The 13,729-nt window shown below is 58.1% G+C and carries 14 protein-coding genes; 4 read left to right on the top strand and 10 right to left on the bottom strand.

Going from position 1 to position 13,729, the window contains the following annotated elements; translation table 11 throughout:
- Positions 1–48: 48 nt before the first annotated feature.
- Entirely contained in the window at positions 49–765 is a 717-nt protein-coding gene (gene trmB, locus ARC85_RS06680) for a tRNA (guanosine(46)-N7)-methyltransferase TrmB (RefSeq protein WP_014420388.1), read from the top strand.
- A gap of 2 nt (positions 766–767) precedes the next feature.
- On the opposite strand, the gene ARC85_RS06675 is transcribed toward trmB, so the two are convergent.
- From ARC85_RS06675 to ARC85_RS06630, 10 genes are all read right to left on the bottom strand, one after another.
- Complete coding sequence (locus ARC85_RS06675; protein WP_014420389.1) at positions 768–1,319, bottom strand: hypothetical protein; 552 nt, start codon at positions 1,317–1,319, stop codon at positions 768–770.
- Positions 1,319–2,467 carry a radical SAM family heme chaperone HemW gene (hemW, locus tag ARC85_RS06670; RefSeq protein WP_153740800.1) on the bottom strand — a complete coding sequence of 383 codons (1,149 nt, stop codon included), beginning with the start codon at positions 2,465–2,467 and terminating at the stop codon, positions 1,319–1,321. Before hemW ends, ARC85_RS06675 begins: the two co-directional genes overlap by 1 nt.
- 4 nt (positions 2,468–2,471) lie before the next feature.
- Positions 2,472–3,071, bottom strand: coding sequence for an RdgB/HAM1 family non-canonical purine NTP pyrophosphatase (gene rdgB / locus ARC85_RS06665; protein WP_153740799.1), 600 nt, complete (start codon positions 3,069–3,071; stop codon positions 2,472–2,474).
- Between the two features lie 4 nt (positions 3,072–3,075).
- A complete protein-coding gene (locus tag ARC85_RS06660) occupies positions 3,076–3,528 on the bottom strand; it encodes a DUF4426 domain-containing protein (RefSeq protein WP_153740798.1) in 453 nt (150 codons plus the stop codon).
- Positions 3,525–4,127, bottom strand: coding sequence for a methionine biosynthesis protein MetW (metW, locus tag ARC85_RS06655; RefSeq protein ID WP_011784076.1), 603 nt, complete (start codon positions 4,125–4,127; stop codon positions 3,525–3,527). Before metW ends, ARC85_RS06660 begins: the two co-directional genes overlap by 4 nt.
- Positions 4,124–5,272 carry a homoserine O-succinyltransferase MetX gene (metX, locus tag ARC85_RS06650; protein WP_121208266.1) on the bottom strand — a complete coding sequence of 383 codons (1,149 nt, stop codon included), beginning with the start codon at positions 5,270–5,272 and terminating at the stop codon, positions 4,124–4,126. Before metX ends, metW begins: the two co-directional genes overlap by 4 nt.
- 171 nt (positions 5,273–5,443) lie before the next feature.
- Positions 5,444–7,408: a dynamin family protein gene (locus ARC85_RS06645; RefSeq protein WP_014420393.1), complete on the bottom strand. Its 1,965-nt coding sequence runs from the start codon at positions 7,406–7,408 to the stop codon at positions 5,444–5,446.
- A gap of 265 nt (positions 7,409–7,673) precedes the next feature.
- Positions 7,674–8,258, bottom strand: a complete 585-nt coding sequence (locus ARC85_RS06640; protein WP_011784079.1) for a YggT family protein — start codon at positions 8,256–8,258, stop codon at positions 7,674–7,676.
- A gap of 22 nt (positions 8,259–8,280) precedes the next feature.
- Complete coding sequence (gene proC / locus ARC85_RS06635) at positions 8,281–9,114, bottom strand: pyrroline-5-carboxylate reductase (RefSeq protein ID WP_286714557.1); 834 nt, start codon at positions 9,112–9,114, stop codon at positions 8,281–8,283.
- Positions 9,115–9,176: 62 nt separating this feature from the next.
- Complete coding sequence (locus ARC85_RS06630; RefSeq protein WP_228224321.1) at positions 9,177–9,890, bottom strand: YggS family pyridoxal phosphate-dependent enzyme; 714 nt, start codon at positions 9,888–9,890, stop codon at positions 9,177–9,179.
- Between the two features lie 52 nt (positions 9,891–9,942).
- Between ARC85_RS06630 and ARC85_RS06625 the strand changes: the two genes are divergently transcribed.
- The 3 genes from ARC85_RS06625 to ARC85_RS06615 all read left to right on the top strand — a co-directional run bounded on the left by ARC85_RS06625 (position 9,943) and on the right by ARC85_RS06615 (position 13,703).
- A complete protein-coding gene (locus tag ARC85_RS06625; protein ID WP_011784082.1) occupies positions 9,943–10,977 on the top strand; it encodes a type IV pilus twitching motility protein PilT in 1,035 nt (344 codons plus the stop codon).
- A gap of 21 nt (positions 10,978–10,998) precedes the next feature.
- Complete coding sequence (locus ARC85_RS06620; RefSeq protein WP_011784083.1) at positions 10,999–12,120, top strand: PilT/PilU family type 4a pilus ATPase; 1,122 nt, start codon at positions 10,999–11,001, stop codon at positions 12,118–12,120.
- A gap of 98 nt (positions 12,121–12,218) precedes the next feature.
- A complete protein-coding gene (locus ARC85_RS06615; protein WP_502688009.1) occupies positions 12,219–13,703 on the top strand; it encodes an OmpP1/FadL family transporter in 1,485 nt (494 codons plus the stop codon).
- Positions 13,704–13,729: the final 26 nt, after the last annotated feature.

Here is a 13,729-nt window from a genome sequence, read left to right as displayed (position 1 = left end):
GTGCCAGGTTTATTCCACGAGATCCGCTTTGAAGCTTGAGGACACAGAATGACTGACCAGAACGAGACTCAGGATACGAATCCGGTCACCACACGCCGCGGTGTTCGCAGCTTTGTACTGCGCCAGGGGCGGATGACCGAAGGTCAGAAGAAGGCCTTCGATCGCAACTGGGCCAAGTACGGACTGAGCCGTGACAATGGCATGATCGACCCCCGTGAGGTGTTTGGCCGCGATAACATGCTCAACCTGGAGATCGGTTTCGGGATGGGCAAATCCCTTGCCGATATGGCCGAAGCGGCACCCGAGCAGGATTTTATCGGGGTGGAAGTACACCTGCCGGGCGTCGGCGCTTTGTTGAAAGAAGTGGAATCGCGTGGTCTCGAGAACGTGCGGGTTTACAGCATTGATGCCAATGATGTGATTGACCTGTGTCTGCCAGATGCCTGCCTGGATCGGGTGATGGTGTTCTTCCCGGACCCGTGGCACAAGAAAAAGCATCACAAGCGCCGCTTGATCCAGCCGGAATTTGTTCAGCGCATCCGCCATAAGCTGCGGGTGGGCGGTATTCTGCACCTGGCCACAGACTGGGAGAACTACGCTGAGCACATGCTGGAAGTGATGAGTGCGTCAGAAGGCTTTGCCAATACCCAGGAGCAAGGTGGTTATTCGCCCAAGCCTGATGACCGCCCGATCACCAAGTTCGAGAAGCGTGGCGAAAATCTTGGCCACGGAGTATGGGATTTGTTGTTTTATCGCACCAACTGAGTTCAGTGGGAGTGAGTCAGGGGCCTGCGGCGGGAAGCACGGATGACCACCAGGCCCGCCATGCCAAGTATCAGGCCGGTGAATTTCACCAGCGCCAGAATGGTGGCGGTCAGGCTCAGGGAATCTGAAGGCGGATTGAAGTTATTGAGCAGAACAATGTTTTCCGCTACATCGCTGATGCCTGCGATGACAAACAGGGCGCGCACCCAGCGGGCGACCATCCGTTCCCGGATACCCGGTCTGTCCCGCGTGAAGTGGCGGGTTAATTGAAGCAGCGCGGCCAGATAGACCACGATGAACACAAAGTCGAGCCACAGTGATAGCCGTGCCATGGCGAGATTGCCGTCCCGCCAGCTGCGCAGAATGGCGTGAGTCTGCTCGGCGGTACCGGCCAGCTGTAAACTGACAATCCCCTGAGGCGCGGCGGCCGTATGCAGTGGCTGGTTCAGCGCCACCAGAACCAGCCACAGTGCCAGTGCAGCCACCAGGGAAACTTTCATGGGCAGCTTCATCGGGCGCATGGGAATAAGCGGTGGGCGCTGGGCTGAGTCCATCAGAGAAAGTGCTCCAGCAGGCTGTTCAGGTATCTTTGCCCCTTTGCCGTCGCCTGCAGACGGTCGGGGACGATCAGGTTTTCGTTTCGTAACTGCTCAAGTTTTACCGCAATGGACGACAGTGGTAAACCTGTATGCTCACCGTACAGTCTTTCGTCGGTGCCGCTTTTTAGTCTCAACGCATTCATCATGAATTCCAGGGGCCGGTCTTCCGGCTCTATGGCTTCACTGCCAGCGGTGCGGGAGCCGATCCGGTTGAGATACGCGTCGGGCTGCCTGGTCTTCCAGTATCGCAGGATGCGCCCGTCGGCAAGGCTCACCTTGCCATGGCCGCCTGCCCCAAGGGCCAGATAATCCCCGAAGGTCCAGTAATTCAGGTTATGCCGGCTCTGGGCGCCCGGCAGGCTCCAGGCGGAGACTTCATAGTCGTCCAGGCCCGCCTGGCGCAGCAGAGCTCCCCCGCGCTGGTAAATTTCCCAGAGCCGATCATCGTCCGGCAGGGCGGGTGGTCGGGAGAAAAACTCGGTGTTGGGCTCGATGGTGAGCTGATACCAGGACAGGTGCCGGGGCTGGTAGCTCAACGCTGCCTGTAAATCATCCAGAGCCTGACTCGGTGTCTGGCCGGGCAGGCCATGCATCAAGTCGACATTGAAGTTATCAAAACCGGCCTTGCGGGCGGCTTCAATGGCGCTGTGGGCCGACGCGCTGTCGTGAATCCGGCCCAGGGTTTTCAGTTGCGCCGGATCAAAGCTTTGAGCACCGATGGACAGCCGATTGATGCCAGCCTCCCGGAAGCTCTCGAATCGACCGGTCTCCAGCGTGCCGGGATTGGCCTCCAGGGTGATTTCGGCCTCGGGGCTGAATGTTAGCCGTTCCCGGAGCCGCTCGAACAGGCGGTGGTAGAACGCGCCGCTCATCAGGGACGGGGTTCCGCCACCGATGAACACGGTTTCAATGGGGCGTTCCCGTACCAGGCTCAGATCCTGATCCAGATCGTCCAGAAGGGCGTTCAGGTAGGCGTGTTCGGGAATCTCTCCCTTGACAGCGTGGGAGTTGAAGTCGCAGTACGGGCATTTGCGCACGCACCAGGGCACGTGAATGTACAGGCTCAAGGGCGGGCAGACCGCCACGGGCAGGGTGGCGGTCACAGTATTAAAGCTCCGCCCTGAGTTGATCCAGAAGGCTGGCCAGAGCCCGTCCCCGATGGCTGATCCTGCCTTTCTGCTCCCGTGTCAGCTCGGCAGCGCTGCATCCATGCTCCGGTACCAGAAAGGCCGGGTCGTAACCGAAGCCGCCTTGCCCGCGCGGCTCGGCAAGAATGCGGCCTGGCCAGCGACCATGGCAGATGATCGGCGTGGGATCGTCAGCATGGCGGAGATAAACCAGAACGCAGTGAAACTGAGCGCTGCGCTCTGCTTCAGGCGTGTCTTTCAACGCTGCCAGCAACGCCTCGACATTATCATTGTCGGTTGCCTCTTCGCCGGCAAAGCGGGCGGAGCGAACGCCCGGGCGGCCGTCCAGGGCATCCACGGTCAGGCCACTGTCGTCGGCCAGCGCAGGCAGGCCAGTGACTCTCGCTGCATGGCGGGCTTTGATAATGGCATTCTCAACGAAGGTAACGGCCGGTTCTTCGGCCTCTGATACCCCAAGCTCACCCTGGGCGACCGGCTGCAAGCCAAGTGGCGCGAGCAGATCAGTCAGTTCGGCGATCTTGCCCTTGTTGTTGCTGGCGATGACGAGTTTGCGGGCCATGGTGTCAGTCGTTGAACAGGGTATGGGAAAAACGGATCGGAAGGTCTTCCTGGTGGCCGCTGGGGCGCGCCGTGACGTTGAACGTCATCAGATCTCCGGATTGATACTGGTACTGGGCAATGAAGTACACGGCATCACCTTCCTGAATGCGCCGGAACGCCAGAAAGTTCACCTGCTGGATATCGTTGGAGACCTGGCCTTCCACCTGCCCACTGACGGGCTGGATCTGGCCGTGCTCGTCGTCGGTCATGATCGAGATGTTAACGATGCCGATGCCCCGGCTGCGTTGCAGATTGTTGGCCTGTGCCACTTCCGGCGCCAGGAAGGTGCTGGGGAGCACGCTCCAGTGCACCTGATATTCTCCGAAATCCTTTTGCCCGGCCTGGCTGGTGATCGATACCAGCATGAGCCCGAACGCCAGAAACAGTGTCTTGCTTGCAGTCAGAAGGTTCATCATGTGCTCTCCCGTGTGATGCGGTATATGGCGATTTCCCCCAACAGATTGGGCCAGAGCCGCGCCAGCCAGCTGTTCTGATGCTGCCCGTCCACTACCCGGCGGCTTTTGATCTTGATGCCTTTCTGCCGGCACAGCGCTTCAAAATCCTTGAAAGTGCAAAGGCGGATATTGGGGGTGTTATACCATTTATACGGCAGTGCATCGGATTCGGGCATTCGGCCGCTCAGCGCCAGGCCCCAGCGCAGTCGCCAGTGGGCAAAGTTGGGGAAGGTGACGATGCCTTCGCGACCCACCCTCAGCATTTCATCAATGACCTTGTCCGGGCGGCGTACCGCCTGCAGGGCCTGGGTCATCAGGACAATATCGAACATGCCATCATCGAAGTTGTCGAGGCCCTGGGTATCCAGGTTCTGCTCGATCACCCGTACGCCGCGGCCCATACAGGTGGTGATGTGGTCCGGGTTGATCTCAAGGCCAAATCCGGTGGCATTGCGCTCCCGTTGCAGGAAATCCAGCAGGGTGCCGTCGCCGCAACCCAGGTCCAGAATGTGGTGGCCCGGGCGCACCCACTGTTGAATAATCTCAAGATCTGCTCTCATGCGCCGACCTCCCGTGCTACCCGGTCCATATACGCAGTAAAGATATCGGTGTATCTGGGGGTCGGGATCAGGAAGGCATCATGGCCCCAGGGTGCATCAATTTCGGCATAGCTTACGCGCTTTCTGGCGGAAATCATGGCATTGACCATTTCCTCGGAGCGCGCTGGCGAGAATCGCCAGTCGGTGCTGAAGGACAGTACCAGGTATTCACATTGTGCCGGTGCCAGGGCCTTGGACAGATCGCCGCCGAAGTCGTAGGCGGGGTCAAAGTAGTCCAGTGCCCGGGTCATCAACAGATAGGTGTTGGCGTCGAAGGTTTCGGAAAAGCGCTCGCCCTGGTAACGCAGGTAGCTTTCCACCTGGAACTCGGCGTCGAAACCGAACTTGTAGGCTTCCTCACGCAGTTCACGGCCGAATTTTTCGCCCATGGAGGCGTCTGAAAGATAGGTGATGTGGCCAACCATCCGGGCCAGCATCAGGCCGCGCTTCGGCACCAGATTCTCGTCGTAATAGCGGCCTTCGAAAAATTCCCGGTCCGAAGTGATGGCTTGCCGTGCGACTTCGTTGAAGGCGATGTTCTGTGCGGTCAGGCGTGGAGTCGAGGCGATGACCACGGAATGCCTTAGCCGGTCCGGGTAGTCCAGGCTCCACTGCAGGGCCTGCATGCCTCCGAGGGAGCCGCCAACCACAGCGGCCCATTGCTGAATGCCCAGATGATCCGCCAGTCGGGCCTGGCTGGCGACCCAGTCAGCCACGGTAACGACCGGGAAGTCCGGCCCATAGGGTTTCCCGGTTTCCGGGTTGTTGGAGTTGGGGCCGGTGCTGCCGTGGCAGCCACCGAGATTGTTCAGGCTGACCACGAAAAACCGGTTGGTATCAATGGGCTTGCCGGGGCCGATACAGCTGTCCCACCAGCCCGGCTTGCGGTCATCCAGCGAGTGGTAGCCAGCGGCATGGTGATGGCCGCTGAGTGCGTGGCAGATCAGTACCGCATTGCTGGCATCGGCGTTGAGTTTGCCATAGGTTTCCACCACCAGATCGTAGCTTTCCAGCGTCTGGCCGCAGGCCAGCTCCAACGGCTTGTCGAAGTGGATGGTCTTCGGGCTTACAAGGCCCACGGAATCCGAGGGCAGGGAATCAGGCATGGGTGTGATGAGTTCCTGGTTCGGTCCACTGGTGTCTGGCCACAGGCCTTGGTTGGCACCGGAACTGGCGCCAGCACTGCAGTTTAAAGGCGGGGGGAGGTTGCTGCAACCGGCGTTTAGGGTGCCTGTCTGGCGAGTCGCACCAAAGTAGTGCGGCTCGCCAGTGCCTGGTTACATGGCGCCGGAAATATTGACGACTTTTTGCTGGATCATCGTGGGTGCCGGCTTGCGAATCTGGCGCATCATGGCGTCGGCCAGTTCCAGCTGCTTGCGCAGGTCTGCCGTGGCATGATCCAGACGCTGGCGTTCGGCCCGGCTGTCCCGATCGGTGCGAACCATGTCGCGCAGGCGGCGGATCTGGTGCTCAAGCAGCTGTTTCTGTTCCATGGAGAACTGCATGATTGGCAGCAGGGCTTCGTGTGGCCAGCGCTCTACATCTTTGCGCACCCGGCCATGCAGCGTGCGGGCCTCGCTCACCATCACATTGAAGAAGCGGCGGACCACCGTTGACTGTTCCGACAGCAGATTCTTCGGGTTATTGCGGAAACGCCGGGCTTTCTTGCGCAATTCACGAATGGCAATCACATGCCGGCCGGCCCGTAGCGGAATGGGCTCCAGGTGCCGGGCGCGGGTGTCTTCGTTGTATCTGCGATAGATGGCGCCTACCATTTTCTCCGCGAGCCGCCCTTCGCTCAGCAGGTTAGTGAGGTCGCTCTCCAGGAGTTCGAAAAAGTGTTCCATGGCCCGGTTCATGCCGGCCGTGGTCCAGCTTTTCGACATCATTTTCCGTACCTGGCTGGCGTGCTGCTCAAAGCGATCTTCGCTGACCAGCTTGGTGAGCATGTCACCCTGGGATTCCATCAGCCGACGCGATGAACGCAGAGTGATCAGCTTCTTGTAGTAGAAGTCATAATCCTTCTGGGCCCGTTCCGCGAGCCGGGACAGCGCGGCCTTGTCGAGGGTGGCGCCGGCGCAGGCCTGGCGTTCTTCTTCCAGGGCATCCAGGCGGTACTGCATGGCCGCCTGGCTGTTCTGTAGCATTCCCAGCAAGTCGTTGATCAGGTTCTGGGTAATCAGCTGCTCCTTATGCATCAGGATGCGCTGAATGATCAGCTGCTCCAGCTTACCGATGTTGGAGCGGTCGAACAGGTTGTTGTCTTTGCGAACCCGTGCCAGCAATCCCTGTTTTGCAGAGAGAGGAATAACGTCCTGCTGGCGGATGCCCAGATGGTCCGCGGTGTAGTTGCGAACACGGTCAATGGATTCCTGGGTGTGCTTCTCGCCCTGAAGGTCGTCCCATAGAACGTCGATCTTGTTGAGAACTGCAAACCGGCCGGCCCGGTGGTCGGCGTGCTCGGTATCGATATGCTCTTTCCAGATAGTCATGTCACTGGCTGTGACGCCAGTATCCGCGCTGAGCACAAAGATAACGGCATGGGCCCGGGGCAGCATGCTGATGGTCAGTTCGGGTTCCGAGCCAAGGGCGTTCAGGCCCGGAGTATCAAGAATGCGCAGGCCGCGCTCGAACAGGGGGTGGCGAATGCTGATCTGGGCATTACGCCAGGCCGGTACCAGCACATTGCCGGGATTATTGCGATCGTGTTCCAGCATGGCCTCGTCGAAGCCCAGCTGCCGGGCCTCTTCCGGGCTCACGCTCTTGATCCGGGCAACTTCTGCCAGCACTTCGCGCATGACGTCCGGATTGCGCTCGTCGAGCTCATGCCGAATCCACTGTTCCGGCTTCTTGCGCAGCTGCTGCAGAGACAGATCACCCGTGCGGGTTTCGATCGGGAGCAGAAGCAGATAGTTCTGGTTGGCGCTGCGATCAAAAAACAGCTCGGTCGGACACATGGTGGTGCGTCCGGCCTGGGATGGCAGCATGCGCTGGCCGTATTCCGAGAAAAACAGGGCGTTGATCAGCTCCGTCTTGCCACGGGAGTATTCACCAACAAAAGCGATGGTCAGCTCATCCTCAATGAGCAGCTCCAGTCCGTGACGAATACGGGTGCTGACGTCTTCTGAAAACAGGTTGTTATCCTGCAGCCACAGCCGATAGCGGCCAATCTGCCGGATCAGTTCCTTTTTCCAGTTGTGATACGCCTCAACCTGCTGCGACAGAGTTCCCTGCGGGTTCATCGGATAATCCTTCTGCGCGACTTCCGGGTATGTCCTGGGTGAGAAGGTCAGTGATGGTGAACACGTGTCGCCAATCGCTCGCCCAGATTAAATGCGTTTAATAATAACCTGTTTTGTTAATATTTGAGGGTGCGCGAGTCGGCATTTCCGGGAAAGGATCTGAGTTTGCTATCAAAAAGGCCAGCAATTCAGTGGGTTGAATTGCTGGCCATCGATAGTAACAAATCAGTGTATTGTGTAACGAAATGTATATTCGAGACGCGTGTTACATTCCGAGCCCGATTGAGCCCAGCCCGGCCGCCACTTTCATGTGATCAATGACCACGGTAATCACGTTCAGAATCAGGAACACGATGATTGGCGAAAGATCCAGACCGCCCATGGAGGGCATGATATTACGCACGGGTCGCATCACCGGTTCGGTGATCTGAGCCACCAGTTGAATGGCAGGGTGGCCACTCTGGGGGGCGATCCAGCTGACCACCACCACGGCAATGACCGACCAGAAGTAGATCTTCACGATCAGACTGAGCACGTTCAGTACGGCCCAAACCAGCAGAGTAACCGGATTGATGGCGGGAATGCCGCCGTTCAGTGCGACCAGAATGAGGAAGAAGGTAATGGCCTGGATTAAAACCGCCAATACCAGGGATGCGCCGTCAATGCCGCCCCAGCCCGGAATGAAACGCCGCAGGGGACGCAGCGGTGGGTTGGTGGCCTTGACTACAAATTGTGAAATGGGATTGTAGAAATCCGCCCGCGCCAGCTGCAACAGAAACCGCAGCAACACGATGGTCATATAGAAAGTGGACGCAATCAGCAGGATCGTAATAACAATATCTGCCAGCATGAAGCTGAGTCTCCGTTATCGGTTACTGTTTATCGGCCAGTTCTCTGGACATCTCGCGTGAGCGCTCGAAGGCAGCGCTGTAGGCTTTTTTCACCAGATCGCGCAGGCCGCCTTCCTCGAAGGTGTTGATGGCGCGTTCAGTTGTGCCGCCAGGGGACATCACGTTGCGTTTGAGCTGGCCGGGATCATCCTCGCTGCGCGCGGCCATCTCGGCGGCCCCGGCCATGGTCTGAATGGCGAGGGCGCGAGCCGTTTCGGACTTAATGCCGGCTTCGGTTGCGGCGGACTCAAGTGCTTCCAGCATCAGGAAGAAATAAGCGGGGCCGCTGCCGGAAAGGGCGGTGACACTGTGCAGAAGGTTTTCGTCGTCAACCCACAGTGCCGAGCCGATGCTCTCGAACACTTTCTGTACCGCATTTCTTTGATCGTCTTTCACCTGGCTGTTGGCGAACAGACCGGCGGCCCCTTTGCCCACCAGAGACGGGGTGTTGGGCATCACCCGAACCAGCGGCAGCCCGCCACCAAGCCAGGTATCCAGTGTGTCGGCCGTCAGCCCGGCCGCAATGGAAACCATCAGCGGGCGGGTGTTCTGAACTACCGGGGCAATGTCCCGGCAGACGTCGCCCATCACCTGGGGTTTGACCGCAAGCACCACAATGTCCGCCTGCTGGGCGCAGTAGCGGTTGTCGGTTGTGACGCTGACCCCGAAACGTTTGCGAATTGACTGAAGATGGCCGTCATCCGGGGCGCTTACCCAGATATCGCCGGCCTGAAATCCGCTATCCAGCATACCGCCGATGATGGCACTGGCCATGTTACCGGCGCCGATGAATGAGATGGTGGGTGATCTGCTCAAGGTTCACTCCCGGTCTTGATCGTTTGAATCGTTGGTTCGGATGATAGCAGGAACCGCAGCGTTCAGCTCTGGCTGTGTTTGGCCGGGCGGGCGCCGAACAGGGCCGTACCAACTCGAACCCAGGTAGCACCCTCGGCAATAGCCATTTCCAGATCATCTGACATGCCCATGGAAAGGGTGTCCAGCGGGCCGGCTTCAGGATGCCCCTGCCGCAGTTTTGTCAGGGTGGAGGCCAGCTTCCGGAAGCTCAGCCGCAGCTCGGCCTCGGGTTGGTCCGGGTCCGGAATCGCCATTAATCCCCTCAGGCGCAGATTGGGCAGTTCGCCAATGGCCTCGAGCAGTTCATCAAGCTCGTCCAGCGAGCAGCCGGACTTGCTCTCCTCATCGTTGATGTTCACCTGCAGACAGATGTTGAGCGGCGGCAGGGTCTCTGGTCGTTGTTCGCTGAGCCTGCGGGCGATCTTCAATCGGTCCACACTGTGAACCCAGGCAAAGGCTTCGGCAATCTGACGGGTTTTGTTGGACTGGATCGGCCCAATGAAATGCCACTCTATACCCTCTATGTCGGAGAGCGCCTGCATTTTGTCCAGGGCTTCCTGCAGGTAGTTCTCGCCAAAGGCGATCTGGCCGGCCTCAAAAGCGGCCTTCAGATCCTCCGCCGGGCGGGTCTTGCTCACCGCCAGAAGGCGCACGCTGCCGGGCTCCCGGCCAGCCTGCAATGTTGCTTTTTGTATGCGTCGGGTTACGCTCCCGATGTTGTCTGCTATGCTGCTCATAATGTGAGTTTGCCGCTTCTGGACTAAAAGAAAAAGCCCTCCGAGGAATCCTATGGATATTACTGAACTGCTTGCCTTTTCGGCCAAACAGGGTGCGTCGGATTTGCACCTGTCTGCCGGTTTGCCCCCAATGATTCGTGTCGACGGCGATGTGCGCCGGATCAACCTGCCCCCCATGGAGCACAAAGAAGTGCACGGGTTGATCTACGACATCATGAACGACAAGCAGCGTAAGGACTACGAAGAGTTCCTGGAAACCGACTTCTCGTTCGAAGTCCCCGGCGTGGCCCGCTTCCGGGTTAACGCCTTTAACCAGAACCGCGGTGCTGGCGCGGTATTCCGTACGATCCCCTCGAAGGTTCTGACCATGGAAGATCTGGGCATGGGCCAGGTTTTCAAGGATATTTCTTCCGTGCCTCGTGGTCTGGTACTGGTAACCGGGCCTACCGGTTCCGGTAAGTCCACCACCCTGGCGGCGATGATGGATTACATCAACGATACTCGCTACGAGCACATCCTCACCATTGAGGATCCGATCGAATTCGTGCACGAATCCAAAAAGTGTCTGGTGAACCAGCGGGAAGTGCATCGGGATACCCTGGGTTTTAACGAAGCCTTGCGTTCGGCCCTGCGGGAAGACCCGGACATCATTCTGGTAGGTGAGCTCCGGGACCTGGAAACCATTCGTCTGGCGCTGACCGCTGCTGAAACCGGCCACCTGGTATTCGGCACCCTGCACACCACCTCCGCCGCGAAAACCATCGACCGGGTAGTGGATGTATTTCCTGCGGAAGAAAAGTCCATGGTTCGCTCCATGCTGTCGGAATCACTGCAAGCGGTTATCTCCCAGACTCTGATGAAGAAAATGGGGGGTGGCCGTATTGCCGCCCATGAAATCATGATCGGCACCGCCGCCATCCGGAACCTGATCCGGGAAGACAAGATCGCCCAGATGTACTCGGCCATTCAGACCGGTGGTTCCCTGGGTATGCAGACGCTGGACCAGTGCCTGGAGCGCTTGCTTCAGAAAGGTCTGATCTCCCGCGAGGCTGCGCGGGCCAAGGCGAAGATGCCGGATAACTTCTGATACTGAAAACTGGGTAGAAAAATGGAATTCGAGAAACTGTTACGGCTGATGGTAGAAAAGGGTGGTTCAGACCTGTTTATTACAGCAGGGGTGCCTCCCAGCATGAAGGTGAACGGTAAGGTGTTGCCCGTTACCAAGAATGCCCTGACGCCAGAACAGACGCGGGAGTTTGTCTACGGCGCCATGAATGACAAACAGCGCGCCGAGTTTGAAGAAACCCACGAATGCAACTTTGCCATCAGTGCCCGGGGCATTGGCCGCTTCCGGGTGTCGGCCTTCTTCCAGCGCAACCTTTGCGGCATGGTGCTTCGCCGGATTGAGGTGAAAATCCCCCAGATTGACGATCTGTCGCTGCCGGAGATCATCAAGGATCTGGCCATGACCAAGCGTGGCCTGATCATGTTTGTGGGTGCAACCGGTACCGGTAAGTCCACCTCGCTGGCGGCCATGCTTGGCCATCGCAACCGCAACAGTCGCGGCCATATCATCTCCATCGAAGACCCGATCGAATTCGTGCATCAACACCAGGGCTGTATCGTGACCCAGCGGGAAGTGGGTATTGATACCGAAAGCTTTGAGGTGGCTCTGAAGAACACTCTGCGGCAGGCGCCGGATGTCATTCTGATTGGTGAGGTGCGGACACGCCAGACCATGGAATACTCGGTTCAGTTCGCCGAAACCGGCCACCTGTGTCTGGCCACCCTGCACGCCAACAACGCCAACCAGGCGCTGGACCGGATTATCCAGTTCTTTCCGCCGGAGCAGCACAACCAGATCTGGATGGATCTGTCTCTGAACCTGAAGGCCATCGTCGCCCAGCAACTGGTTCCCACGCCGGACGGCAAGGGGCGTAAGGCGGTTATCGAGGTATTGATCAACACCCCGCTGGTGGCAGACCTGATCCGCAAGGGCGAAGTGCACAAACTCAAAGAGCTGATGGCAAAATCGAACGAGTCTGGCATGCAGACCTTCGATCAGGCTCTGTACAAGCTGTATGCGGAGGGTTCCATCACCTACGAAGATGCCCTTGCGCACGCAGATTCCGCCAACGATCTGCGCCTGATGATCAAGCTGGGTGCTGACGCCCAGGGTGCAGACAAGCTGTCTTCCTCCGTCGACAAACTCACCATTCAGGACGACTGACGTCCTCGTTTTCCGCCCCCGTTCACCGGGGGCGGCATCTAATACCAAAGTTGTAATTGGTTAGCGGCGCGAACCAGTAGCTTTGGCATTTGAGGCGGTTGCCATGTGCTGCGTATACTCCGCGCGATTCTAAAAAAGGAGACACCATGAACAAAAATACCAACGCACTCGTAAAAGCGATCCGTTTGGTGACGCTGGCAGCCGTAGCAGCACCGGCCAGCGTTCTGGCCGGCGGTTTTTCCCTGAACGAGCAGAGCGCCAGCCAGATGGGCGTGGCCAATGCCGGCGCTGCCGCCAACCCTGAGAATGCCACCACGGTTCTGTTCAACCCGGCCGGTATGAGCCAGCTTTCCGGCACCAATATTTCGTTTGGTGCGGCGGTGTTGGATATTGATGCTGAGGCGAAAAGTGGTGCGAAAGCGGTTAACCAGCTCGGCGGTGACGTAGAGGGATCCCGCGGTGGTGATATTGCTGATCCTGCGGTTCTGCCGAATTTCTATCTGACCCACGAAATCAACGATTCCATCGATGTAGGCTTCGGCATCCATGCGCCATACGGTCTGGCGGCAGACTACGACAATGACTTTGTGGGCCGTTACTTTGCCGACAAGACCGAGCTGACGGCGATTGCCTTTACGCCCTCTATTGCCATTAATAACGGCAAAGGCCTTTCAATGGGGGCAACGCTGAACATCATGTACGCCGAGGGCCGACTCAGTAAGTTCCAGGATATTCGAGGTGGGTTGGTTCAACGGGGGTTGCCACCAGCTCAAGCCAACGGGCTTGCAACGCAGTATGAGCAAGCATTTGGAGCTCCGTATGCGGATATTGAGGGCGATGATGTTGCAATCAATTTCCGGGTTGGTTTTTTGTACGAGCTGTCTGAGCAGACTCAAATCGGTTTGACTGCTCAAACAGGCACCGAGTTCGAGCTTGAAGGCGAAATTGAGCTTGAGGGCTATCCGGCTCCGAGTGCTCAGTCTCCCTTTGGTTTGGCACCGCAGACCCTGACCGAAAACGTTACGGTACCTCTCGCGATTCCTGAAAGCGCCACGCTGGGCTTGCGCCATCGATTGACTGATAATGTTACCCTTTTGGCGGGTGCTACTTATGCCCGTTGGAGTCGATTCGAAGAACTCGACATCAACAGTCGTGAGGGGCAATCGGGTGAGGTTTCGGCTGAGATTGGTCGAGTAGGTGATATGCCCATCACCCACATCACCGAAGAGTGGAAGAACACGTGGCAGTTCAACGTGGGTGGTATTTGGCAGGCTACGCCCGAGTGGGCTCTCAAAGCTGGCTATGCCTTTGATGAATCACCGGTCGACCAGTATGTTACCGCTCGTATTCCCTCTGAAGATCGCCATTGGCTCACCTTGGGTACTCAGTGGAAGGACGTGCAAAGTGGCTGGACGGTTGATGTGGCGGTAGGCACGCTGATCTTTGCCGACGACGCCAAGGTTGATGATCGTGAGTACAGTCACGCTGATCCGACGGGCCAGCCGATCTCAAATGCAAACTACCAGGCTGAATATGAACTCAGCGCCTGGAGCGCCGCATTCGAAGTCAGCAAAGCCTTCTGATTCTCGAATAGCCCTCTGAGGCTGAT

It is taken from the genome of Marinobacter sp. tcs-11 (assembly GCF_002049515.1).
Taxonomy (GTDB): domain Bacteria; phylum Pseudomonadota; class Gammaproteobacteria; order Pseudomonadales; family Oleiphilaceae; genus Marinobacter; species Marinobacter nauticus.
This window is presented reverse-complemented; position numbering and strand designations above follow the sequence as displayed.